The 23,202-nt window shown below is 65.9% G+C and carries 22 protein-coding genes; 16 read left to right on the top strand and 6 right to left on the bottom strand.

Going from position 1 to position 23,202, the window contains the following annotated elements; genetic code table 11:
- The first annotated feature begins 153 nt into the window (after positions 1-153).
- Together purE and AB0366_RS13635 are read left to right on the top strand one after the other, a co-directional pair.
- Positions 154-627 carry a 5-(carboxyamino)imidazole ribonucleotide mutase gene (gene purE, locus AB0366_RS13640; protein WP_366244454.1) on the top strand — a complete coding sequence of 158 codons (474 nt, stop codon included), beginning with the start codon at positions 154-156 and terminating at the stop codon, positions 625-627.
- A gap of 59 nt (positions 628-686) precedes the next feature.
- Positions 687-1,013, top strand: a complete 327-nt coding sequence (locus AB0366_RS13635; RefSeq protein ID WP_121870300.1) for a hypothetical protein — start codon at positions 687-689, stop codon at positions 1,011-1,013.
- On the opposite strand, the gene AB0366_RS13630 is transcribed toward AB0366_RS13635, so the two are convergent.
- On the bottom strand, positions 1,001-1,726 hold the full coding sequence (locus AB0366_RS13630) for a TIGR03089 family protein (RefSeq protein ID WP_121870299.1): 726 nt from the start codon (positions 1,724-1,726) through the stop codon (positions 1,001-1,003). The genes AB0366_RS13635 and AB0366_RS13630 overlap by 13 nt on opposite strands.
- Positions 1,727-1,783: 57 nt before the next feature.
- Positions 1,784-3,208: an LCP family protein gene (locus AB0366_RS13625; RefSeq protein ID WP_121872535.1), complete on the bottom strand. Its 1,425-nt coding sequence runs from the start codon at positions 3,206-3,208 to the stop codon at positions 1,784-1,786.
- Between the two features lie 444 nt (positions 3,209-3,652).
- On the opposite strand from AB0366_RS13625, the gene rfbD reads away from it, so the two are divergent.
- Genes rfbD through AB0366_RS13610 form a run of 3 tightly spaced genes read left to right on the top strand, consistent with a single transcriptional unit; the run spans position 3,653 to position 6,537 of the window.
- On the top strand, positions 3,653-4,507 hold the full coding sequence (rfbD, locus tag AB0366_RS13620; protein ID WP_366244332.1) for a dTDP-4-dehydrorhamnose reductase: 855 nt from the start codon (positions 3,653-3,655) through the stop codon (positions 4,505-4,507).
- Positions 4,508-4,541: 34 nt separating this feature from the next.
- Entirely contained in the window at positions 4,542-5,453 is a 912-nt protein-coding gene (locus AB0366_RS13615; RefSeq protein ID WP_121870297.1) for a glycosyltransferase family 2 protein, read from the top strand.
- Entirely contained in the window at positions 5,443-6,537 is a 1,095-nt protein-coding gene (locus AB0366_RS13610) for a sugar phosphate nucleotidyltransferase (protein ID WP_121870296.1), read from the top strand. Before AB0366_RS13615 ends, AB0366_RS13610 begins: the two co-directional genes overlap by 11 nt.
- A 27-nt stretch (positions 6,538-6,564) precedes the next feature.
- Here the strand turns inward: AB0366_RS13610 and AB0366_RS13605 are convergent, their stop codons facing one another.
- From AB0366_RS13605 to cofD, 3 genes are all read right to left on the bottom strand, one after another.
- The gene (locus AB0366_RS13605; RefSeq protein WP_121872534.1) at positions 6,565-7,023 is read right to left on the bottom strand and encodes an NUDIX domain-containing protein; all 459 of its coding nucleotides are present in this window, start codon (positions 7,021-7,023) and stop codon (positions 6,565-6,567) included.
- A gap of 123 nt (positions 7,024-7,146) precedes the next feature.
- Complete coding sequence (locus AB0366_RS13600) at positions 7,147-8,517, bottom strand: coenzyme F420-0:L-glutamate ligase (protein ID WP_366244331.1); 1,371 nt, start codon at positions 8,515-8,517, stop codon at positions 7,147-7,149.
- A complete protein-coding gene (gene cofD / locus AB0366_RS13595) occupies positions 8,514-9,488 on the bottom strand; it encodes a 2-phospho-L-lactate transferase (protein ID WP_366244330.1) in 975 nt (324 codons plus the stop codon). Before cofD ends, AB0366_RS13600 begins: the two co-directional genes overlap by 4 nt.
- Before the next feature lie 710 nt (positions 9,489-10,198).
- On the opposite strand from cofD, the gene AB0366_RS13590 reads away from it, so the two are divergent.
- Positions 10,199-10,432, top strand: coding sequence for a WhiB family transcriptional regulator (locus AB0366_RS13590; protein WP_027496498.1), 234 nt, complete (start codon positions 10,199-10,201; stop codon positions 10,430-10,432).
- Between the two features lie 30 nt (positions 10,433-10,462).
- Here AB0366_RS13590 and AB0366_RS13585 read toward each other — a convergent pair whose 3' ends face one another.
- Positions 10,463-10,942 carry a metallopeptidase family protein gene (locus tag AB0366_RS13585; RefSeq protein WP_121870293.1) on the bottom strand — a complete coding sequence of 160 codons (480 nt, stop codon included), beginning with the start codon at positions 10,940-10,942 and terminating at the stop codon, positions 10,463-10,465.
- 72 nt (positions 10,943-11,014) lie between these two features.
- Here AB0366_RS13585 and AB0366_RS13580 point away from each other — a divergent pair, with 72 nt between their 5' ends.
- The 10 genes from AB0366_RS13580 (at position 11,015) to mtrB (ending at position 23,167) form a co-directional block, all read left to right on the top strand.
- Positions 11,015-11,425 carry a DUF3499 domain-containing protein gene (locus tag AB0366_RS13580; RefSeq protein WP_183130194.1) on the top strand — a complete coding sequence of 137 codons (411 nt, stop codon included), beginning with the start codon at positions 11,015-11,017 and terminating at the stop codon, positions 11,423-11,425.
- 196 nt (positions 11,426-11,621) lie between these two features.
- Positions 11,622-13,004, top strand: coding sequence for a phosphomannomutase/phosphoglucomutase (locus tag AB0366_RS13575; protein ID WP_366244329.1), 1,383 nt, complete (start codon positions 11,622-11,624; stop codon positions 13,002-13,004).
- 71 nt (positions 13,005-13,075) lie between these two features.
- Positions 13,076-14,218 carry a tobH protein gene (locus AB0366_RS13570; protein ID WP_121870292.1) on the top strand — a complete coding sequence of 381 codons (1,143 nt, stop codon included), beginning with the start codon at positions 13,076-13,078 and terminating at the stop codon, positions 14,216-14,218.
- Positions 14,218-15,447 carry a mannose-6-phosphate isomerase, class I gene (manA, locus tag AB0366_RS13565; protein WP_366244328.1) on the top strand — a complete coding sequence of 410 codons (1,230 nt, stop codon included), beginning with the start codon at positions 14,218-14,220 and terminating at the stop codon, positions 15,445-15,447. The genes AB0366_RS13570 and manA overlap by 1 nt, the downstream gene beginning before the upstream one ends.
- 159 nt (positions 15,448-15,606) lie before the next feature.
- Positions 15,607-17,124, top strand: a complete 1,518-nt coding sequence (locus AB0366_RS13560) for an amino acid permease (RefSeq protein ID WP_366244327.1) — start codon at positions 15,607-15,609, stop codon at positions 17,122-17,124.
- A 268-nt stretch (positions 17,125-17,392) separates the two neighbouring features.
- Positions 17,393-18,496 (top strand): alkane 1-monooxygenase, encoded by a 1,104-nt coding sequence (locus AB0366_RS13555; protein WP_366244453.1) that lies wholly within the window; start codon positions 17,393-17,395, stop codon positions 18,494-18,496.
- Between the two features lie 122 nt (positions 18,497-18,618).
- Entirely contained in the window at positions 18,619-20,103 is a 1,485-nt protein-coding gene (gene ahcY, locus AB0366_RS13550; RefSeq protein WP_366244326.1) for an adenosylhomocysteinase, read from the top strand.
- A gap of 19 nt (positions 20,104-20,122) precedes the next feature.
- Entirely contained in the window at positions 20,123-20,788 is a 666-nt protein-coding gene (locus tag AB0366_RS13545; protein ID WP_366244325.1) for a dTMP kinase, read from the top strand.
- A 4-nt stretch (positions 20,789-20,792) separates the two neighbouring features.
- On the top strand, positions 20,793-21,470 hold the full coding sequence (gene mtrA / locus AB0366_RS13540; protein ID WP_027496508.1) for an MtrAB system response regulator MtrA: 678 nt from the start codon (positions 20,793-20,795) through the stop codon (positions 21,468-21,470).
- Complete coding sequence (mtrB, locus tag AB0366_RS13535) at positions 21,467-23,167, top strand: MtrAB system histidine kinase MtrB (RefSeq protein WP_121870287.1); 1,701 nt, start codon at positions 21,467-21,469, stop codon at positions 23,165-23,167. The genes mtrA and mtrB overlap by 4 nt, the downstream gene beginning before the upstream one ends.
- The last annotated feature ends 35 nt before the right edge of the window (positions 23,168-23,202 follow it).

Raw genomic sequence — 23,202 nt, 5'->3', positions numbered from 1 at the left:
GGGCCTGCGTCCGAGGGTCGTTCCGCAGGCTCCACTCCTGCCCCCGATGGTCGTTCCGCAGGCTCCACTCCTGCCCCCGATGGTCGTTCCGCAGGCTCCACTCCTGCCCCCGATGGTCGTTCCGCAGGCTCCACTCCTGCCGTCGGCCTGATCATGGGCAGCGACTCCGACTGGCCGACCATGGAATCCGCGGCAGAAGCGCTCGCGGAGTTCGGAATTCGGTTCGAGGTCGGCGTGGTGTCGGCGCACCGCACCCCGCAGCGCATGCTCGACTACGCCCGCGAGGCCGCAGGCCGCGGGATCCGGGTGATCATCGCCGGGGCCGGGGGAGCGGCCCACCTGCCCGGCATGGTCGCGTCGGCGACGCCGCTGCCGGTCATCGGCGTTCCGGTGCCCCTGAAGTACCTCGACGGTATGGACTCACTGCTCTCGATCGTCCAGATGCCTGCCGGTGTTCCCGTGGCCACGGTCTCCATCGGTGGTGCACGCAACGCCGGGCTGCTCGCGGTCCGGATTCTCGGTGCGTCCGATCCGGCTCTGCAAGAACGGATGTCTGCGTTCCAGGCCACTCTCGAGGCCATGGTGCTGGAGAAGGACAAAGCGCTGCGCACCACTCTGCTCGGGTGAACGCAGCCGTGTCTCGGAGCGAGCAGATCAGACGCGCGGGTCGCGGTAGTCGGCAGTCCATGTTCGTGACGCGGTCGGCGTTGCTCTATGCCCGGCTCTGGCGCGGCACGGCGCGCTTCGACGACGAGTTCTCCCTGTTCGTGTGCACCGGGCTGCGCGGTGGGTTCGGCCGCGGCGGAACGACATTCGGCGGTGCCTATCTGACGAAGGGCAACACCGCCCGTCGGGTACTGCGGCACGAGGCCGTACATGCGGACCAATGGGCGAACTTCGGGCTCACCTTCCCGTTCCGCTACCTCGCCGAAGAAGCGCGACATCGGGGCCCGGCGAACAAGTACGAGATAGAGGCCGGACTCGCCGACGGTGGCTACCGTCAGCCCGGCTGAGCAGTAGTAGCGGTGACCTTCTCGGTCTCGGCGCGCCGCTGCGACTTCGCCTCGTCCGCATTGGCCACCTGAACCAGTGACGCACCCACGACGAGAACCGAGAGCAGACCGTCGACCAGCTCGTCGGCCGTCGTCCAGGACGCGCTGGACATGACTCGGTCCGAGGCCGACCACGACCGCGCGTCGGCTCTCTCACGAGCGGCAGCGAGTACCTCGTCCACCGAACGCCCGTCCAGCGCCGCGCCTCCGCTCCCGGAACCCGCGACCCTGAACTGATCGCCGTGCACCCGCACCGACGTTGCGTAATCGGTCATACCGATCGGCAGATCGGGGACTGCCTTGCCGAATGCGTCGAGCGAGAACGCCAGCACCTCGTCGGCGTCGGGAGACTCATCGAGCCGATCACCCGACACCATCGCCACGTCCGCGGAGTCGTCGGCCCCGACGACCACCTCGCCGCCTGCCCACCAGATTCCCAGCAGCGCCGCAGCCGTCTGCCAATGCGCGGGTAACAGCACACTCACCCTGCCACCCACCTCGAAGCCGAACTCGTCGCGCAACAGGTTGGCGGTCTTGGCCGCCCAGTTCGCGAGGGTCACCGCCGACACCTCGACCCGCTCACCGGTCGCATCGTCGTAGAACGTCACGCGCGGACCGGCCGGATCGGCGGCGAGAATCGGGTCGAGCAGGGTCTGAGTCAGATTCGAAGCCACCCCACGACCCTAGATGACGCTCGCCGACACCGATTCACACGCTGTGAGCGGTACCGATCAGTTGACGCACATCGGACCGGTGGAGCCGGCGTCGATCGGAGCGGCCGGTGCCTCGGGAATCGCCGTACCCGATTCGGGAGCAATGGTTTCCGCAGTCGCGGCCTGACCCGAGCCGGGCCCCGCGTAGTCGTTCGCGAGTACCACGCGCACAGTGTCCGCCGACAGCGAGTCGTCGGCGGTGATCTGTAGTCCGCCGAGCGCTGCCGAGACGGCGCGCGCGGCGTCACTGTCCACATCGGCAGCCTGGATGCGGCTCGCCGAGATCGACGTGCCCTCGTAGTTGCCGATGGTGCCGTCGACATATCCCAATGCGGTCAGCGAACCGGCGACACCGTTGGCGAGTCCGTCGATCCCGCTGTCGTTCGCGACATCCACCGTCACCGTCGACGGATCGACAACCGGTGCGTCCGAATCCTCGGCGTTGGTCTCTGCCGAATTGCCGTCGCCGAGCAGTCCTTCGACGTACTTCTTCACCGCAGCCGGATCGACCTGCACGATCGATTCGCCGAACTCGGTCGTCGCATTGATGTCGACTGCCGGGATCGTCTCGAACTTGACCTTGCCGCCGGCGAGATCCTGCAGGCGAGTGGCGAACTGCAGAATGTCCCAATCGGAATCGAGCGTCACCGATCGCTGCACAGCAGTGCTGAGTTGGCCCAGTTTTCCGGGGTTGCTCAGCGTCTGGGCACTGAGCACACTCCGCACGAGCGAGGCCATGAACACCTGCTGGCGCACGATGCGGTCCAGATCTCCGCGGGGAAGATCGTGCCGCTGACGGACGAAACTCAGAGCCTGCGAACCGGCGAGCTTCTGCACGCCCGCCGGGAAGTTCGCACCCGACAGTGGTTCCTGCACAGCGTTGTTCAGGCACACCTCGACACCGCCGACGGCATCGGTCAGCAGCACGAAACCGAGCAGCCCCACCTCGGCATAGTGATCGACGGTGATACCGGTGAGGTTGGCGACGGAGTCGATCAGGGCCTCGCGCCCGGCTTCGGTGGCCTGGGATTCGGCATCGGCGTCGGTGACACCCTGCTCCACCAATTCGAGCCGCTTGTTCTCCTTGGTCGCGCCGTACGCAGCGTTGATCTTCGACATTCCGATGCCGGGTACCTCGACGTACGAGTCTCGCGGGATGGAAATCGCGGTGGCCGACGAACCGTCGTTCGGGACGCGGATCAGCACGATCGTGTCGGTGTTGGACGCCACCTCTTCGCCGGCATTGAGGGACGCCAGTTCCGCGGGGGACAACGCGTTGCCGTGGGCATCGGTACGACTGTCGGTGCCGACCATCAGAATGTCGACGGCACCGTCGGCGGCTCCGCCGAGACCGAGACCACCCGCGGTGGCGATGTTGGAGCGCAGGCTGTCGACACTGCGCCATGCGAAACCGGTCACCAGCAGGACGAGGATCGAGAGCACGGCGACCGCGACGTGGGTCGCCGGCCACCGGGTACCGGCGGCGCGAGGCGACCTGCCGCCGGATTCGGGTTGCTCGACGCCACCGCGTGGGTTGCGCCGATCCGGCCGGCGCGGTCTGTCCGTACCTTCGCTGCGGGTTCTCTGCCTGCGTTCTCCGCGGAGTTCGTCGTCGCCGTATCGGTGGGCAGCGCCGCCTCGGTCGCTGGGGCGGCCCGTGGTGCGCGCTCGGGGACCGTCGGGTCGCCGGGGAGCGCTCCGCCTCGGCGGGGGAGTGCGCTCACCTCCGGGCGTGCCTGGATCTCGTGGCACCGTGACGACCCTCTCTCGTTTCCGGCCGGTCTGAAACACCCGCCTACTTCGTTGTTCTCCCCCCGCCGTTCGAAGGTTACTTGTCGCCGGTCGCTGCCTCGCCGAAGCGAACGCGGCGTGCCACACTTGGCAACCGTGAATGCGATCGTGGTGACCGGTGCACACGGCCAGTTGGGCCGCCGAGTGATGTCTCTGGCCTCCGAACGAGGTGACGGTGTCGAGGTGTCCGGATATTCCTCCGCCGACCTGGACATCACCGACCCCGACGCCGTGGCTGCCGCGGTGAGCGCGGGGGCAACGGTGATCAACTGTGCTGCGTACACCGCCGTCGATGCCGCCGAGACCGACGAGGCCAGGGCGTCCGCGGTCAACGCGGACGGCCCTCGAAATCTCGCGCGCGCCTGCGGGCGTGTCGGAGCCCGGCTGATCCACGTCTCCACCGATTATGTGTTCGACGGCACAGCAACCGAACCGTACGAGGTCGATGCCGAGACCGCGCCGCAGTCGGCGTACGGACGCACCAAGCTCGCCGGCGAGCTCGCTGTGCACGAGGAGCTGCCCGAGGCCGTGATCGTGCGGACCGCATGGGTGTACGACAACACGGGCAAGAATTTCGTGACCACGATGCGCCGACTCGAAGGTGAGCGCGAGACGCTCTCTGTGGTGAACGACCAGATCGGCTCGCCCACGTTCGCCCTCGATCTGGCGTCGGGCCTGCTCGAGATAGAAGCCGACCCTGCTGTGCGCGCACGAACGCTGCACTACACCAATGCGGGGCAGGCCAGCTGGTTCGACCTCGCACGCGCGGTGTTCGCGGGGATCGGAGCCGATCCCGAGCGAGTGCAGCCGTGCTCGAGTGCCGAGTACGTGGTTCCGGCACCTCGCCCGGCGTACTCGGTGCTCTCACCGACCGCGTGGGTCGAGTCCGGTTTGACGCAGGCGCGGCCGTGGTCGGACGCGTTGACAGCAGCCTTGGCGCAGTCGACATGAGGGTTCGACGCGAGATCGGGCTAGTCTTGCCCGCGTGAGTTCCGAGCTGGCCGTGGTGACGGTGACCTATTCACCCGGCGAATACCTTGACCAGTTCCTGACGTCTCTACGTGAGGCGACGACGCGTCCCCTTCGGGTGATCATGGCGGACAACGGCTCGGTCGACGGTACGCCCGAGGCAGCCGAGGTCGCGTTCGAGGAGGCGGAGCTGCTGCGAACCGGCGCGAACATCGGCTACGGCGCAGCAGTCAATCGCGCGGTGGCCGAGATCGACCCCGACATCGAGTTCGTCGTCGTGGCCAATCCCGACGTGCGGTGGCATCCCGGATCGCTCGACGGCCTGCTCGACGCTGCGGCGCGGTGGCCACGGGCGGGTGCCCTCGGACCGCTCATTCGCGAGCCCGACGGCTCGCGGTACCCGTCGGCACGGTCGGTGCCCGATCTCACGTCCGGTGCGGGCCACGCGGTGTTGGGCAAGCTCTGGCCGACGAACCCGTGGACTCGGCGGTATCGCCAGGAGAACGAGACGGTCAGCGAGCGGCCGGTGGGGTGGCTGTCGGGATCCTGCCTGTTGCTGCGGCGTTCGGCGTTCGACTCGATCGGTGGATTCGACTCGCGCTACTTCATGTACATGGAGGACGTGGATCTCGGCGACCGGCTCGGCAGAGCGGGCTGGCACAACGTCTACGTTCCCGATGTCGAGGTGACCCACTCGAAAGGCCATGCGGCAGGACGGCATCCGGAAGTGATGTTGCCCGCGCATCACACCAGCGCGTACCGGTTCCAGGCCGATCGGCACGACCGGACGTGGCAGGCTCCCTTACGATGGGCACTGCGCGGCGGTCTCGGTCTTCGCTCGAAGATCGTTGTGGCCTCGGCGCTTCGGGCGCGTGCAGTTGACGGACGAGAATCGGACGAGAGAACAGAGGCTGGACATGTCGGATAGTTCCACATCGGTCGCCGCACGTACCGACGCAGTCATCTTGGTGGGCGGCAAGGGAACTCGGCTCCGGCCGCTGACGCTCTCGGCACCCAAGCCGATGCTTCCCACCGCAGGGCTGCCGTTTCTCACGCACCTGCTGGCGCGCATCAAGGCTGCGGGTATCGAGCACGTGGTTCTCGGTACTTCGTTCAAAGCCGAAGTGTTCGAGCAGCATTTCGGGGACGGATCCTCGCTCGGTATCGAACTCGAGTACGTCTTCGAGACCGAGCCGATGGGCACCGGCGGTGGCATCAGAAACGTGTTGCCGCGTCTGCGCGCCGAGAACGTCATGGTCTTCAACGGTGACGTCCTGGGCGGTACCGATCTGACAGCTGTCCTCGACACGCATCGAACCACCGAGGCCGATGTCACGTTGCACCTGGTTCGCGTCGGTGACCCGCGCGCGTTCGGTTGCGTGCCGACGGACGAATCCGGCCGAGTGACAGCGTTTCTCGAAAAGACTCAGGATCCGCCGACCGATCAGATCAATGCGGGCTGCTACGTCTTCAAGCGCGAGATCATCGAGTCCATTCCATCCGATCGCCCGGTGTCGGTGGAGCGAGAGGTGTTCCCCGCCTTGCTCGCCGAGGACAAGAAGGTCTACGGGCACGTCGACAGTGCGTACTGGCGAGACATGGGAACACCGGAGGATTTCGTCAAGGGCTCGGCCGATCTGGTTCGCGGCATCGCGCCGTCGCCCGCACTGCACGGTGATCGCGGCGAATCGTTGGTCCACCCAGGTGCAGGCGTGGCACCGGGTGCCTTGCTGATCGGTGGAACCGTCGTCGGACGCGGTGCCGAAATCGGAGCGGGTGCCCGCCTCGACGGTGCCGTCGTGTTCGACGGTGCGATCGTCGAAGCAGGGGCCGTCGTCGAGCGATCCATTCTCGGCTTCGGTGCCCGTATCGGACCCCGTGCACTGGTGCGCGACGCAGTCATCGGCGACGGTGCCGACATCGGGGCTCGCTGCGAGTTGCTCCGCGGCGCGCGCGTGTGGCCCGGGGTCAAATTGCCCGACGGTGGAGTGCGTTTCTCGACCGACGTCTGACGTCACGACGCCGGTGGGGGCGATCGATCAGCGAAGCGCGGCAAGCGCGACGAGGTGATCGATCGTCTCGCGCTCGGCGTCGTCGGGCAGGGCATCGACCGGCCACCAGCGCAGATCGGTCGATTCCTCGCTGCGCACTGCTCGCGCGCCGTCCGGAGCCCGCACCAGAAACCTCAGGTCGAGGTGCCGCGTCGGCTTTCCTAGCGAGCAGGTGATCGGGTGCGTGTGCGCGGAGAGCAGAATCGGATCGACCGTCAGCTCGGCGATCCCGGATTCTTCGGTGGCCTCCCGCAGCGCCGCGTCGACAACCGTGTCGTCCGTCGGTTCGCAGTGGCCGCCGAGTTGAATCCACCGACCGACCTTCGGGTGAAGCGTCAGCAGCACATGGGTTCCCGACGTGTCGAGTACCAACGAGGATGCGGTGAAATGGCCTGCCTCGTTGGCGCGCAGGCAGGCGTTCGGGTTGCTGTCGAGAAACGCCAGCATGGTATGCCGAAGCGATTCCTCGCCCGCATCCGACGGTGCCCACCGGTCGAGTGTCGTTGCAGCCGAGTGCCACAGTTTCGAGTGAGGCAGTGTCGAATGAGGCAGTGGCGACTCCGACACGACTCAGAGCTCCAGTAGCGAGGACCCGGGAACCACCGGATCCCTGACGGTCAGCGTTTCGCTCGGGTGCCCGATTGCGATGGCTCCCATCGCTTTCCAGTCTGCGCGCAGGCCGAGTTCGGCGCGCACGGTATCGGCGGCGAAGATCGTCGAACCGATCCAGCAGCTGCCCAGTTCGCGCACCGCGAGGGCGACGAGCAGCCCCTGAACGGCGGCACCGACCGCGACGGTGAACATCGTGTCCTCCGCGGCCCGACGCCTCTCGTCGGGATACGAGTGCGCGCCGTCGGGCACGCAGAACGGGATCACGATCTCGGGGGCGTCGAACAAGATGTCGCCGCGGCCGAGTCTGGCGGCGATCCGCTCCTCGCTCAGCCCGTCGCCGGCCAGATCGGCTCGCCATTGCTCACGCATCGTCTCGAGTAGCCGGCGTCGGAGCGCAGGGGTCCTGACCCAGACGAACCGAACCGGACGGGTGTGGTGCGGGGCCGGGGCGGTGAGGGCATCGGCAACGGCGCCGCGAACGGCGTCCGGATCGACCGGTTCGTCGGTGAACGAGCGCACCGACCGTCGACGCAACAGCGCCTCGCGTCGACCACGATCGAGTGCCTCGGCGGTGCCGAGCCAGAACAGGTCGTCCTCACCGCCGCGCAGCAGCGTCGCGGCGGTGGAACCGTCGTCGACGGGAGTCAGTCCACGCACGACGGCGATCGGAACCCCGCCGAGCTTCCCCTTCACGAGATCGCCCGCGGCAGCGAGCTCGTCGGCGATCGCGACCTCGGTGACGACGAGCTCGTTTCCCTGACCGTCCTCGGCTCCGGCGTACGCATGTACGACGCCCAGGCCGGCGGCACCGATGGCGGCGTCGGTCTGGCCGATCCGCCATGCCCGACCCATGGTGTCGGTGACGACCACGGCGACCGTCACCCCCAGCAGCGCGCCGAGTGCAGTGCGGAGCGCTGCGGCACTGGCGTCGGGGTTCTCGGGCAGCAGTGCCAGTTCGCCACCGTCGACGTTGGAGCCGTCGATTCCCGACGCGGCCTGCACGATGCCGAGTCGATTCTCGGTGATGAGGGTTCGGCCCTTGCGGGCGACGATGCGCACGGCCTCCTGCTCCACCAGGACTCTGCGGGCGGCATCTCGCTCGTCCGCATCACGGGGTGCCTGCACCAGACGGCCCTCGACCTTGGAGAGGATCTTGCTGGTGACGATCAGGATGTCGCCGTCACGTAGCCACGGCGCTCGGTCCGCCACGGTCGCAGCCAGATCGTCGCCCGGCCGGAACTCGGGGAGCCCGGTCACCGGCAGAATTTCGATCGCCCCGCCGGGAGCGTGATCACCCGGTGCAGTGTGTGTGGAGTGGGAGTCGGTCACAGGTCGAGTCCGGCTGCGCGCAGAGCGGTGCGGGCCATGACCGCTGTGGTCTCGGGGTCGGTCATCAGCAACGGAACCGACTGCACGTCCACCCCGTCGACGACCGCCGTATCGGTGGTGTGCACCAGCCATGCGTCGAGAATGCCGGTACCGCTTCGGCTTCCGTAGTGACGGCCCACCGCCTGCGCCGTGGTCTCGACTCCGATGACGGACAGGCACTCGTCGGCCATGCCGCGCAACGGCTTACCGTCCACGACGGGGGAGAGCCCGACCACCTTGGCAGCCGTCGTGCGAAGCGCCCCGCGGATACCCGGCACCGCGAGGATCGCACCGACGCTCACCACCGGATTGGACGGCGCGAGAACGACGGCGTCGGCCTCGGTGATCGCCTCGACGACTCCCGGTGCCGGAGTTGCCTGTTCGGCCCCGATGTTGGCGAAACTGTGGGTCGGAATCTGTGCGCGGTACCGAACCCACCACTCCTGGAAGTGAATTGCGCGCTGCTGCTCCCCGCTCGGGTCGTCGGGATCGGTGACGACGACGTGGGTCTCGGAGCGATCGTCGGTGACGGGCAGGAGCCGGACTCCGGGTTGCCAACGGTTGCACAGGGCTTCGGTCACGGCCGACAGCGGATAGCCGGTGCGCAACATACGACTGCGGATCAGGTGCGTGGCGATGTCGCGGTCGCCGAGTCCGAACCAGTCGGGATCGGCACCGTAGGCTGCCAATTCGTCCCGTGCGTTCCAGGTCTCCGCGATGCGACCCCAGCCGCGATCGGTGTCGATTCCTCCGCCGAGGGTGTACATGCACGTGTCGAGATCCGGGCAGATACGGAGTCCGTGCATCCACACGTCGTCGCCGACGTTGACCACGGCGGTGATCTCGTGCTCGGGGTTGTCGCCGAACAAGGATTTGAGACCCTGAAGGAACCGAGCGCCACCGACACCACCGACCAGAACAGTAACTTTCACAACACGCGAGCCTAGTGGGGTTGCGGTGGTGCGTGGTGAGCGCCCACCCGGTGCCGCACCCGTGCGAGAGGACGGTGTGCAGGTGCCATAACCGCCGCGACACGCACGGGACGGGCTCCGATCCGGGGAGAGCGCCGATTTCGGGCATGTGATGGTATTGGATTTGCTCGATCGGCTTGACCGCGACACACCTGGACGTGTCTAATCACAGGTATGTCATTCAGTGTTCGCAGCACGAGTTCGATTGCAGCGAACCTGGTTTCGAACACTCGTTCCCTTTCTGTTCGTCCCTGACTGGACGTCGAGTAGAGGTCGAGAGTCGGACCGACACGTTGGACCAGCTCGATCGAATATCGGCGCGGGGCAAGGTATTCGAGAACACGAGGACCGAAAGTATCTGCGCTACCACAGGTGAGGAGGCGGAAGCGATGTATGACCAGCACGTGACACGTGATCAGCGGGGCGGACCCACTGCACATCTCAGCGCTGTCGACGACGCGCCGCAAACCGAGTCCGGCATCGGCGCAGATTCGAGCGTCTCGATCGACGCGGGTTCTGCGTACGTCGAACCGACGGACGAGACCGACGTCGACGTCATCGACACCGACGTCGAACTCGACTCGGATTCCGACGCCGACTCGATGCCGTTCGTCGCCGAGTCGGTTCCACCGGCCAAGCCGTTTCTCAGTCTCGTCGCGGGTTTCGACGAGATGTTCGAGGAGATCGAGGACCAGTGGCAGGAGCGCGCTCTGTGCGCGCAGACCGACCCCGAGGCCTTCTTCCCGGAAAAGGGTGGTTCCACCCGCGAGGCGAAGCGCATCTGCCTCGGCTGTGAGGTCAAGGACGAGTGCCTCGAGTACGCGCTCGCCAACGACGAGCGGTTCGGCATCTGGGGTGGGCTGTCCGAGCGGGAACGTCGCAGGCTCAAGCGCGGAATCGGCTGAGTGGTTCGGTTCCGTCTCCGGGCGGATCGATCATTCCCCGGCCGGGTCTATCTCGTCGGGGTCGATGCCGAGATACGTGGCCACTTGCTCGACCAGAACCTCGAACAACAGATCTTCCAAATCCTCCGGGTGCTTGGCCCGCCGTTCCAGCGGTCGCCGGAACAGCACCACCCTGGCGCGTGTCGTCTCCCCGCGCTTGTCGATCCCGGCGGGTACCAGTCGTGAGAGCGGTACCGGGCCTTCCGCCACCACCTCGGGTGGCCACGTCACCGATTCCGGATCCAACGCCCTGATCTTGGGTACCTCGTCCACGGCGATGTCGAGTTTCGAGAGCTTCTCGTGCCACCGATGATCGATCCGAGCGAACGCCTCGAGCACCAGCCGGTCGAACTTCTCCGCTCGTGAACGCCTGGCCGGGATGTCCTCGGGCAGAACCGGTCCGCGCACGCCGCGGCCGTGCCGGGCCACGGATCGAGAGGTGATCCTGCGCGCGGAAGAGAATCGAGGCATAGGGGGAGGTTATCGCGCTCGTCCGGTGTGTCGGTCGTTCGGTCGGTTGCACCCACCGGATACTCTGCACTCGTGAGATCACTGCGTGGCTGCTGCAGGCCTGGTTGCAACCGTTCTGCCGTTGCGACGCTCACATACGTCTACTCCGATTCCACCGCGGTCGTCGGACCGCTGGCCACAGTCGACGAGCCGCATTCCTGGGATCTGTGCGAGGTGCACGCGTCGACCACCACCGCTCCCAAGGGCTGGGAACTGGTGCGGTACGAAGGCGGCTACTCGACGTCGAGCCCCGACGAGGACGATCTGACGGCCCTCGCGGAAGCCGTACGCGAAGCGGGCCGCGGCGATCGCGTCCGCTCCGAGGATCGCGAGAGCTCCGACCGCTCGATCTCTCGGCCGTCCGACACCGAACGCCGATCCGCTCCGGCCGTCCGAACGGGCAGGCGCGGGCACCTTCGAGTTCTTCCCGACCCCACGTCCTGAGCCGTCCGAGCACACCGAGTGTGGTGTGCATCGGTCCGACTGGCCGGTCCGTCTGCCGTCTGGCAAGGTTCCGTGAGCAGGACCGAAACGGACCGCGACGGTCCGCCGATACTTGGTGTGGATCGCACCGCTACCGACGCTCGATATCCGACGCCGATGTGCGGCGTCGTCGACAACGATCACCAGGAGAATCTTCGTGGCCCGAACCGCAGAGTCCGTGAACGCCGTCATCAAGGCCTACGACGTCCGTGGCGTCGTAGGTGAGCAGATCGACGAGGCGTTCGTGCGTGACGTCGGTGCATCGTTCGCACGATTGGTTCGTGACGAGGCCGGGGCCGCGCGATCGGTCGTCATCGGGCACGACATGCGTGATTCCTCGCCGGCACTGTCGCGGGCGTTCGCCGACGGCGTCACCGCTCAGGGCCTCGACGTGGTGCACATCGGGCTGGCGTCGACCGATCAGCTCTACTTCGCCTCCGGCATGCTCGAATGCCCGGGAGCGATGTTCACCGCCAGTCACAATCCGGCGAAGTACAACGGGATCAAGCTCTGCCGCGCCGGTGCCAAGCCGGTGGGCCAGGACACCGGCCTGGCCACGGTCAAGGCCGAATTGGTGGACGGGGTGCCGGAGTTCGACGGCCCCGCCGGGACCGTGGCGTCTCGTGACGTGCTGGCCGAGTACGCCCAGTTCCTGCGCGACCTGGTCGATCTGTCGGGTATTCGCTCCATGAAGATCGCGGTGGATGCAGGCAACGGCATGGGCGGACACACCGTGCCCGCCGTGTTCGCGCCGCTGCCGGTGACGATCGAACCGTTGTTCTTCGAACTCGACGGCAGCTTCCCCAATCACGAGGCCAATCCACTCGACCCGGCGAACCTGGTGGACCTGCAGCGATTCGTCGTCGAGACCGGTTCCGAGATCGGCCTTGCCTTCGACGGCGACGCCGACCGGTGCTTCGTCGTCGACGAGAAGGGCGACCCGGTGTCACCATCGGCGGTGACCTGCCTGGTGGCCGAACGCGAACTGGCCAAGGAGCCGGGCGCGGTCGTCATCCACAATTTGATCACCTCGCGAGCAGTACCGGAGCTGGTCGAGAAGCTCGGTGGCACGCCGGTCCGCACCCGAGTGGGGCACTCGTTCATCAAGCAGGAGATGGCCGACACCGGAGCCATATTCGGCGGAGAGCACTCTGCGCACTACTACTTCCGTGACTTCTGGGGTGCAGACTCCGGCATGCTCGCCGCGCTGCACGTTCTCGCTGCCTTCGGGGCACAGGATCGCCCGCTCTCGGAAATGATGGCCACCTACGAGACCTACAGTGCATCGGGCGAGATCAACTCGACCGTCGACGATGCAACAGAACGCACCGAGGCGGTACTGGCGGCGTTCGCGGATCGGACTGCGGGTATCGACCGACTCGACGGTGTGACGGTCGATCTCGCCGACGGTGCCTGGTTCAACCTGCGGGCCTCGAATACCGAACCGCTGCTGCGGCTCAACGTCGAAGCACGCACCGCAGCGGATGTCGACGCGCTTTCGACAGAGATATTGAGCATCGTTCGCGCTGGACTGGAATAGTGGTTACCAAGGGTTCATGAGTGGGTATGCAGACGTTTCGAGCGGGTGAGGTAAGGGGAGGTGTCGCAGCCATGACGGCAGTGTCGTCTCTGGTCGATCTCGACGATTCGGATGCTCTCATCGCAGCCGATCGTGAGGGCTCCCTGCGTAGCGCAGCGCTGGCGGGCGCGCAGGTTCGTGCCGTTGCGACCGCGGTCGACGAATCGGTTCTGGCCCGGCTGGCCGATCTGCGTCCCCGGAGCGTGGTGATCGTCACCGGCGACGGACGGAGCAGCCGGGCAGCGTCACTGCTCGTCGCCGCGCTCGGTGATCGCCTCGGGGTCCCTCTCGTACGAAGCACCGGAACTCCGCCGTGGATCGGCCCACTCGACGTGGTGGTGGTGGCAGGCGACGACGCCGGGGATCCACGACTGGCCGAGTCGGTCGACGCGGCAGCCCGGCGCGGTGCCGAAGTCGTGGTGGTCGCCCCCGAGGAGGGGCCTCTGCGTGCCGTTCGGGGAGCCAGAGTCATGTGGCTGCCGCCGCGAATCGCAGTCCGTGACCACAATGCTCTGATGCGCTACCTCGCCGCGTTCGTGGCCGTACTGGGGGCGGTTGCCGGCGGGTCGTGGAAGACGTTGCTGCCCAATTTGTCTCGTCTTGCAGACCTGCTCGACGCAGAGGCGGTACGAAACAGTCCGTCCAACGAGATGTTCCACAATCCGGCCAAGGCCCTCGCCAGTGGGTTGAACGGTCGGCGGGTGGTGCTGACCGGGGGCAGTCCCGCTGCGGTCGAGGTCGCTCGGCACGGCAGCGAGGTGCTGCTGCGCGTTGCGGGTGTCGTCGTCGGTGCGGGGGAGCTGGGCGACGTCATTGCTGCATCCATCCGGGCGTCCGTCGTCGAATCATCCGGCACACCACAGACATTCGACTCGTTCTTTCACGACGAGCAGCTCGACGGACCACCGCCGGTGCTGCCGATGCGCGTCGTCGTGGTGGCCTCGGAGGCCGATCGCGCGATGACCGAACGACGAATCGCCGGTGTTCCGGAATCGGAGTTGTTGCTCGCCGATTCGAGTGAGCCGCTGTTCGGCGGCGATCGCGTGAGATCCGAATTCGACAACCCCGCACCGGTGCCGGATCCGGATAGACTTTCGGTGCTCGACACGATGTCCGTGTTGGCGACGCGGTTGGACACCACTGCCGCGTATCTGCTGTTGATGGGCGGTAGCTAGTGCAGCTCTTGCGAGGCGCGGTGCGGTCCTACGCATGGGGTTCGCGAACGGCGCTGGCTCGGATTCAAGGCCGCCAGGTGCCGTCCGATCATCCCGAGGCAGAGATCTGGCTCGGCGCTCACCCGGCCGACTCCGCGCACGTCGTGCACGAGGGCGGCAGCACACCACTGCTCACGCTGATCGACGGCGACCCGGGCACGCACCTGGGCGGCTCTGCACAGCACTTCGAGTCGCGCCTGCCGTATCTGCTGAAACTGCTTGCCGCAGAAGAGCCGTTGTCGCTGCAGGCGCATCCCAGCAGTGCTCAGGCCCGGGAAGGCTTTGCACGCGAGAACGCCGCGGGTGTCCCCATCGACTCTCCGGTACGCAACTACCGGGATCCGAACCACAAGCCCGAGCTGATCGTCGCGCTCACCGAGTTCGAGGCGTTGGCGGGCTTCCGGCGGCCCGCCGACACCGTCGAACTGCTCGACGCGTTGGCCGTCCCCGCCCTGGGTGGGTATCGAACCCTGCTGGCCGCCCAGCCGGACGCTTCCGGGCTGCGCACCGTGTTCACCTCGTGGATCACGCTGCCCGGGCAGGCATTGGACGACATCTTGCCTGCCGTCGCCCAGGGATGCATCGACTATCTCTCCGGTCCCGCACGCACGGACGGTGGACGATTCGCCGCCGAGGCCAGAACTCTGCTCGAGCTCGGGGAGTCGTATCCCGGTGACGCCGGAGTGCTCGCGGCGCTGCTGCTCAATCGGGTGACACTGACTCCCGGCCAGGGTCTGTACCTCGACGCTGGGAACCTGCACGCGTATCTGCGCGGTACCGGCGTGGAGATCATGGCGAACTCCGACAACGTGCTGCGCGGCGGACTGACTCCCAAACACGTCGACGTTCCGGAACTGTTGCGTGTGTTGGATTTCGAGCCTGCCGACATCTCGCCCATCACCCCGGGTGTCGACGATCGACCGACCTACCTCTATCCGACGCCTGCACCCGAATTCGCACTGAGCCGGACTGCGGTTGCGGCGGGGGAGACGGTCGCCGTTCCCGGCTCCGGCCCGAGAATTCTGTTGTGCACCAGTGGCACCGTCGTGGCCGGTACGAAAGGCGGACAGGTCGAGCTGACGGTGCCGCAGGGCAGCTCTGCCTGGATACCCGCTGCAGACGAATCCGTCACCGTGACCGCCGATTCGGGCGAGGCCGAGGTGTTCGTGGCCTCCGTCGGACGCGTGTAGATCGGGCAATTCGGGCATCGTTGCGCCGCTTGCGGTTTCGAACTGCGTAATTGTGCGAACGGTCCGTCCGGAGGCAATAGTCTGATGCCACAGTGAATCGAAGTGACGGATGTGTTCGGTGATCCGTCGGTAGATGTGAAGTGGCGATACGGAGACCCGATGACCAGAGCAGACCGGCCCGCGAAGACCCCACGCACGACGGGTTGGTTCCGGACCAAATCGATCGAGCAGTCGATCCAGGACACCGACGAACCGGACACGAAACTTCGGAAGGAACTCGGATCCTGGGATCTGACCGTGTTCGGCGTCGCCGTGGCCGTCGGTGCAGGCATCTTCACCCTGACCGCGCGGACCGCCGGAAACGTTGCGGGGCCGGCAGTGTCGTTGGCCTTCGTGCTCGCGGCGATCGCCTGTGGCCTCGCGGCGCTGTGTTATGCGGAGTTCGCGTCCACCGTGCCCGTGGCAGGAAGCGCGTACACGTTCTCGTACGCGGCGTTCGGTGAGTTCATCGCCTGGATCATCGGATGGGATCTCATCCTCGAGTTCGGCCTCGCAGCAGCCGTGGTAGCGAAGGCGTGGTCGCTCTATCTGGGCGATCTGCTCGGTACGGCCGCCCCGGTGCTCGAGATCGGCTCACTGAACTTCGATTGGGGTGCACTGCTGATCGTGGTGGTGCTGACGGTGCTCATCGCATCGGGAACCAAATTGTCCTCACGGGTGTCGTTGGTCATCACCGCCATCAAGGTGATCGTCGTTCTGTTCGTCGTCGTGCTCGGAGCCTTCTACATCAAGGTCGCCAACTACGACCCCTACATTCCGTCGTCGGAACCGGGCTCGACGGGCGAGGGGCTGCATCAGTCTCTGCTCTCGTTCGTCACTGGTGCGGGAGGCAGCACGTTCGGTTGGTACGGACTGCTGGCCGCGGCGTCTCTGGTGTTCTTCGCTTTCATCGGATTCGACGTGGTGGCAACGACCGCCGAAGAGACCAAGGAACCGCAGAAGGCGCTCCCACGCGGAATCCTCGGATCGCTCGCGATCGTCACCGTGCTGTACGTGGCCGTCACGCTGGTTCTGACCGGGATGGTCAAGTACACCGATCTGGCCGGTGACAGCTCCACGCTGGCGACGGCATTCGAGCTGAACGGGTTGACCTGGGCCAAGAACATCATCTCGTTCGGCGCACTCGCCGGTCTGACGACCGTGGTGATGGTGTTGATGCTCGGGCAGACCCGGGTGCTCTTCGCGATGTCGCGAGACGGGCTGGTGCCGCGGGCATTGGCGCGCACCGGAAAGAAGGGCACGCCGGTTCGGACGACGATTCTCGTCGGTGTCATCGTCGGCCTGCTCGCCGCTTTCGTTCCGCTCGGCACGCTCGAGGAAATGGTGAACATCGGTACGCTGTTCGCGTTCGTGCTGGTCTCGGCCGGGGTTCTCGTACTGCGCAGAACTCGCCCCGACCTCCAGCGTGGTTTCCGCGTTCCGTGGGTTCCGCTGGTGCCGATTCTCGCGGTCCTCGCGTGCCTGTGGTTGATGCTGAACCTGTCGGTCGAAACATGGCTGCGTTTCCTGGTCTGGATGGCCGCCGGTGTCGTCATCTACGTCGTGTACAGCAGACGGCACTCGGTGATGGGAATGCGGGAAGCCGAAAAAGTTCGTGTCGAAAAGTCGGAGCACTGACCCGGCATCGGCGACGCGTAAGCGCCGAGTTACGTCCTGAGCAGGGACTTCCGGCTGACTTTAGATAGCGTCACATCAAACCGCTGGAATGTTATACCCTCGAAAACAGACTTGGAGGACTCAAAAAGTTCGATGAGAGGGTGTTGCAACAGTGAGTGTGGACGGCCGAATTCCTTCGATGGAGGGTTCGGGTGTCGCTTTCGGGGGGCGGGATTCGAAGGCCAGTGAACGGTCGGTTCGCTGGCAGGACAACAAACGTTATCTGTGGATGCTGGGGCTGTTGGCCCCGGCGTCGGCGCTACTGCCGTCGCAGTTGGTCTACTGGACGGGCATGCCGCTGTTCTGGTGGAGCGGCGTGCTGGTGTTTTTCGTGATCATTCCGGTGATCGATCTGATCGCAGGCGAGGACGGGCACAACCCGGATGCCTCGGCCAGCGAAAAGCTGCAGAACGATCGGTACTACCGGTGGTGCACATACCTCTTCCTGCCCGTTCAGTTCGTCGGACTCTTCGTCGCATGCTGGATGTGGGCGTACGGCGAGCTGAACGTGGTGGACAAGATCGGCCTCGCGGTGACGGTGGGCCTGGTGGCAGGCACCGGTATCAATGCCGCTCACGAACTGGGCCATCGCATCGAGCAACACGAGCGGTGGTTGGCCAAGATCGCCCTGTCCCAGACGCTGTACGGGCACTTCTTCGTCGAACACAATCGCGGACACCACGTCCGAGTGGCGACGCCCGACGACCCCGCGAGCGCACGACTCGGCGAGAGCGTCTGGACGTTCGTGCCGCGCAGTACCGTCTTGGGACTCGCCTCCGCGTGGAAGCTCGAGGCGCAGCGACTTCGCCGCAAGGGCCGCTCGGTCGCGAGCCCGACCAATGCCCTGCTGCACACGTGGCTGCTCAGTGTCGTGCTGTTCGGCGCGCTGCTGATCGTGTTCGGCTGGTCCATCGCGCCGTACCTGCTGCTGCAGGCCGTCGTCGGATTCGTCCTGCTCGAGATGGTGAACTACGTGGAGCACTACGCCCTGCTCCGCGAAACGAACGATCGAGGCAGATACGTTCGGTGCTCGCCCCGCCACAGCTGGAACAGCGACAGGATCTGCACCAATATCTTTCTGTACCACCTGCAGCGACACAGCGACCACCACGCCAATCCGGGCAAGCGCTATCAGACCCTGCTCTCCTGCGACGAGGCTCCGCAGCTGCCCGCCGGCTACGCGTCGATGGTGATGCTCGCCGCAATTCCGCCGCTGTGGCGTCGGGTGATGGATCCGCGGGTATCGGCGCATTACCAGGGAGATATCACCCGCGCGAACATCCTGCCCCGCAAAAGGGAACGAATCCTGGCGCGAGCCGGACGAAACGGATAGAGCGGGTTCTCGACAATCGGTCGTTTCGTCGGTTCCACTCCTGCACGCTCGGGCAGCCGGGGGTGCCGCCGCGCGGACCCGATAGCCTGGACCACAGATACTCAGTCAACAGGAGAGGCAAGATGACGACCTCAGTTACGTCAGGATCGGCACTCACCGTGGATCACCGCGGTGGAATCGACTTCAAGGTCGCAGACCTGTCGCTCGCGGAATTCGGCCGCAAGGAAATCCGACTCGCCGAACACGAGATGCCCGGCTTGATCGCGCTGCGTCGCGAATACGCCGACGTTCAGCCGCTCAAGGGAGCACGGGTTTCGGGATCGCTGCACATGACCGTGCAGACAGCCGTGCTGATCGAGACCTTGGTTGCACTCGGAGCCGAAGTTCGTTGGGCGTCGTGCAACATCTTCTCCACCCAGGATCACGCAGCAGCGGCCGTCGTCGTCGGCCCGTACGGCACCGTCGAGGAGCCCAAGGGCGTCCCGGTGTTCGCCTGGAAGGGCGAAAGCCTCGAAGAGTACTGGTGGGCGGCCGAGCAGATGCTCACCTGGCCCGAGCAGCCCGCCAACATGATCCTCGACGACGGTGGCGACGCCACGATGCTGGTACTGCGCGGCGCGCAGTTCGAGAAGGCAGGCGTCGTCCCGCCGACCGACGACGATCACGATTCGGACGAGTACAAGGTGTTCCTCGGCCTGCTTCGTCGCTCGCTCGAGGCATCGAAGTCCAAGTGGACGCAGGTGGCCGAGTCCGTGCAGGGCGTCACCGAGGAGACCACCACCGGCGTGCTCCGGCTCTACCAGTTCGCGTCCGCGGGAGAGCTCACGTTCCCCGCCATCAACGTCAACGACTCGGTCACCAAGAGCAAGTTCGACAACAAGTACGGCACCCGGCACTCGCTGATCGACGGCATCAACCGCGGCACCGACGTCCTCATCGGTGGCAAGGCCGTGCTGGTCTGTGGCTACGGCGACGTGGGCAAGGGCTGTGCCGAGGCGCTCAAGGGCCAGGGCGCACGGGTGACCGTCACCGAGGCCGACCCGATCAACGCGCTGCAGGCGCTCATGGACGGCTTCGACGTACGCACGGTCGAGGAGTTCATCGAGCAGGCCGACATCGTGATCACCTCGACGGGCAACCTGTCGATCATCACGTTCGAGCACATGCGCAAGATGAAGCACCAGGCAATCCTGGGCAACATCGGCCACTTCGACAACGAGATCGACATGGCCGGGCTGGAGAAGGCCCCCGATGTCACGCGGATCAACATCAAGCCGCAGGTCGACGAGTACCAGTTCAAGGACGGGCACTCGATCATCGTGCTGTCCGAGGGCCGCTTGCTCAATCTCGGCAATGCAACGGGCCACCCGTCGTTCGTGATGAGCAACAGCTTCTCCAACCAGGTCATCGCTCAGATCGAACTGTGGACCAAGCCCGACGAGTACGACAACGAGGTCTACCGCCTGCCCAAGCACCTCGACGAGAAGGTCGCACGCATCCACGTCGAGGCGCTCGGTGGCTCGATCACCAAGCTCACCAAGGAGCAGGCCGAGTACATCGGCGTCGACGTCGAGGGCCCGTACAAGCCCGAGCACTACCGCTACTGACCGAAGGACCGGTCCGGCAGTGGGAAAACTGTTCGTCATCGAAGGAGTCGACGGAGCGGGCAAGAACACGCTCGCCCGTCGGCTCGTTTCGGCGTGGGAAGGTGACGGCCTGTCGGTCGAGCGCATCGGGTTTCCCCGGTACGACCGGTCGATCCATGCCGATCTGGCGGCGGAGGCGTTGCACGGCGAACACGGTGACACCGCGGGCAGCGTGCACGCGATGGCCCTGTTGTTCGCGCTCGATCGCCGGGACGCGGGCGACGAGATCCGAAAGTTGCTCGCGGACAACGATATCGTTCTGCTCGATCGGTATGTGGCATCCAATGCGGCCTACACCGCCGCTCGGCTCGAGCAGTCCGCCGACGGCGAGGCCGTCGAATGGATCAGGTCGCTCGAATTCGACCGATTCGTAGTACCTGTTCCCGACGTCCAAATTCTCCTCGACGTCCCGGTGGCGCTGGCCGCCGAGCGGGCTGCGGCCCGTGAGAGTGCGGACGCCGCTCGCACCAGGGATGCCTACGAACGTGACAGTTCGCTGCAGAACCGAACCTCGGCTGCGTACGGCAGCCTCGCTGCCTCGCACTGGGTGTCGCCGTGGCGAGTCGTCAGCGCCGACGTCGATCCCGATCGACTCGCCGCCGACATGTTCAATCAGCCATCAGGCGTTCGGAAAGTGACACCATAGGACCATGAAGCCTCGGATTCTGGTTGTGGACGACGATTCGGCTCTGGCGGAGATGCTCACCATCGTGTTGCGCGGTGAGGGATTCGAGCCCTTCGTGGTCGGCGACGGCACTCAAGCACTGGCTGCTGTGCGCGAGAACCGGCCGGACCTGGTGCTGCTCGATCTGATGCTTCCCGGCATGAACGGCATCGACGTCTGCCGCGTGCTGCGAGCCGACTCGGGCGTGCCGATCGTCATGCTGACGGCCAAGACCGACACCGTCGACGTCGTCCTGGGTCTCGAGTCCGGTGCGGACGACTACATCATGAAGCCCTTCAAGCCGAAGGAACTGGTCGCTCGGGTGCGCGCGCGCCTGCGCAGGACCGAGGACGAACCGGCCGAACTGCTGTCCATCGCAGACATCGTCATCGACGTTCCGGCCCACAAGGTCAGTCGCGGCGACGAACTCGTTTCCCTCACCCCACTCGAGTTCGATCTGCTCGTGGCATTGGCGCGCAAGCCGCGACAGGTGTTCACCCGAGAGGTGTTGCTCGAACAGGTCTGGGGCTACCGCCACGCGGCCGACACCCGACTGGTCAACGTGCACGTGCAGCGCCTGCGCGCCAAGGTCGAGAAGGATCCGGAGAACCCCGAGGTGGTGTTGACCGTGAGGGGGGTCGGCTACAAGGCCGGACCGCCGTGATCCGTTTCTCCCATTCTCGGCGGCGAATCAACGGCAAGTTCTCTCCCGTGCTGCGTTGGTTTCGTTCGCTGAGTACGTCGCTGGGCCATGCCTGGCGTCGATCACTACAGCTACGCGTCGTCGTGTCGACGTTGACGCTGTCCTTGGTGGTTATCCTCATCCTCGGGGTGGTGTTGACCAGTCAGATCACCGATCGACTACTCGAAGCGAAGCTGTCCGCCGCCACCGAGGAACTCGACCGTTCGCGGACCACCGTCGAGGGCAACCTGGCCGGAGCCGACGATTCGAGCGGGCTCGCGACGCGCCTCGAACGAGCCAGAGCAGCACTGACCAATCAGGACCTGGACGCCGCGTCGACCACCGGGTCGGCGGGATCGTTCGACCCGGTCCTGATCGTCGAAGGCGACGCCACCCGCGCGGAGGCCTCGGTCGGTCCGGTCGATCAGATCCCGAACAGCCTGCGCGACTTCGTCAAGAAGGGCTTGATCAGTTCGCAGTATGCGACGGTCACCGACAGTGACGGCGGATATACCGGCTCTGCGCTGATCATGGGATCTCCCACCGGATCCGACATCTCGGCTCTGCAGCTCTATCTCATCTTCCCGTTGGCCAGCGAGGATCGCACGCTCTCTCTGGTGCGCGGCACGTTGTTCATCGGCGCGGTGGTGCTGCTGGTACTGCTCGCGGCGATTGCGATGCTCGTCGCACGTCAGGTGGTCCTGCCCATCCGTTCGGCGTCGAGAATCGCGGTGCGGTTCGCCGACGGCAGGCTCAAGGAGCGCATGCCGGTCCGCGGCGAGGACGACATGGCCAGACTCGCGATGTCGTTCAACGAGATGGCCGAGAGCCTCTCCAAGCAGATCACCCAGCTCGAAGAATTCGGTAACCTGCAGCGCCGATTCACCTCCGACGTCAGCCACGAACTGCGCACCCCGCTCACCACCGTGCGGATGGCCGCAGACCTCATCCACGACGCCAGCGACGACCTCGAGCCCGCACTCAAGAGATCCTCGGAGCTGCTGGTCAACGAGCTCGATCGGTTCGAGACCCTGCTCGGCGACCTGCTCGAGATCAGCCGTCACGATGCGGGCGTCGCCGAACTGGCCGCCGAGCAGCTCGACCTGCGCATGTGCGCGCGAGCGGCCGTGTCGACCGTGCGGCACCTGGCGCGCGAGACCGGTACCGAAGTGATCGTCGACATGCCCGAGACCGCAGTGGTCGCCGAGGTCGACCCCCGACGGGTGGAACGGATTCTGCGCAATCTGCTGGCCAACGCACTCGACCACGGCGAAGGCAAGCCGGTCCTGCTGCGGCTGCGCTCGGACGCCGATGCGGCAGCATTCGTGGTGCGCGATCAGGGGGTCGGTCTGCGACCAGGAGAAGAGAAGCTGGTGTTCAACCGGTTCTGGCGCTCGGATCCCTCCCGCGTCAGGCGATCCGGCGGCACCGGCCTGGGGCTGGCGATCAGCGTCGAGGACGCCCGCCTGCACGACGGTAAGCTCGAAGCGTGGGGAGCAGTAGGCGAAGGCGCATGCTTCCGACTCACCCTGCCGCTCGTGCGCGGGCACAAGGTGATCGGATCCCCACTGCCCCTCAAGCCCAGCACCAAGAAATTCGCACAAGGACAACCGATTCCCGCGATAACCGCCCCCAAGACATCCGCGCCGAGGACATCCGCGTCGGAGCCTGCGACGTGACCTTCTCGTTTCGTCGCAGCACCCGCGTGCTGGCG

The sequence above is a fragment of the Rhodococcus sp. NPDC076796 genome (assembly GCF_040702765.1).
GTDB lineage: Bacteria > Actinomycetota > Actinomycetes > Mycobacteriales > Mycobacteriaceae > Rhodococcoides.
This window is presented reverse-complemented; position numbering and strand designations above follow the sequence as displayed.

Bases quoted from the DNA above. Each gene is read 5' to 3' on its own strand.
- AB0366_RS13570 (WP_121870292.1), top strand. From the start codon at position 13,076: ATGACGGCAGTGTCGTCTCTGGTCGATCTCGACGATTCGGATGCTCTC.
- AB0366_RS13555 (WP_366244453.1), top strand. From the start codon at position 17,393: ATGCTGGGGCTGTTGGCCCCGGCGTCGGCGCTACTGCCGTCGCAGTTG.
- ahcY (WP_366244326.1), top strand. From the start codon at position 18,619: ATGACGACCTCAGTTACGTCAGGATCGGCACTCACCGTGGATCACCGC.
- AB0366_RS13560 (WP_366244327.1), top strand. From the start codon at position 15,607: ATGACCAGAGCAGACCGGCCCGCGAAGACCCCACGCACGACGGGTTGG.
- AB0366_RS13590 (WP_027496498.1), top strand. From the start codon at position 10,199: ATGTTCGAGGAGATCGAGGACCAGTGGCAGGAGCGCGCTCTGTGCGCG.
- AB0366_RS13585 (WP_121870293.1), bottom strand. From the start codon at position 10,942: ATGCCTCGATTCTCTTCCGCGCGCAGGATCACCTCTCGATCCGTGGCC.
- AB0366_RS13610 (WP_121870296.1), top strand. From the start codon at position 5,443: ATGTCGGATAGTTCCACATCGGTCGCCGCACGTACCGACGCAGTCATC.
- AB0366_RS13635 (WP_121870300.1), top strand. From the start codon at position 687: ATGTTCGTGACGCGGTCGGCGTTGCTCTATGCCCGGCTCTGGCGCGGC.
- AB0366_RS13605 (WP_121872534.1), bottom strand. From the start codon at position 7,023: ATGCTGGCGTTTCTCGACAGCAACCCGAACGCCTGCCTGCGCGCCAAC.
- purE (WP_366244454.1), top strand. From the start codon at position 154: ATGGGCAGCGACTCCGACTGGCCGACCATGGAATCCGCGGCAGAAGCG.
- mtrA (WP_027496508.1), top strand. From the start codon at position 20,793: ATGAAGCCTCGGATTCTGGTTGTGGACGACGATTCGGCTCTGGCGGAG.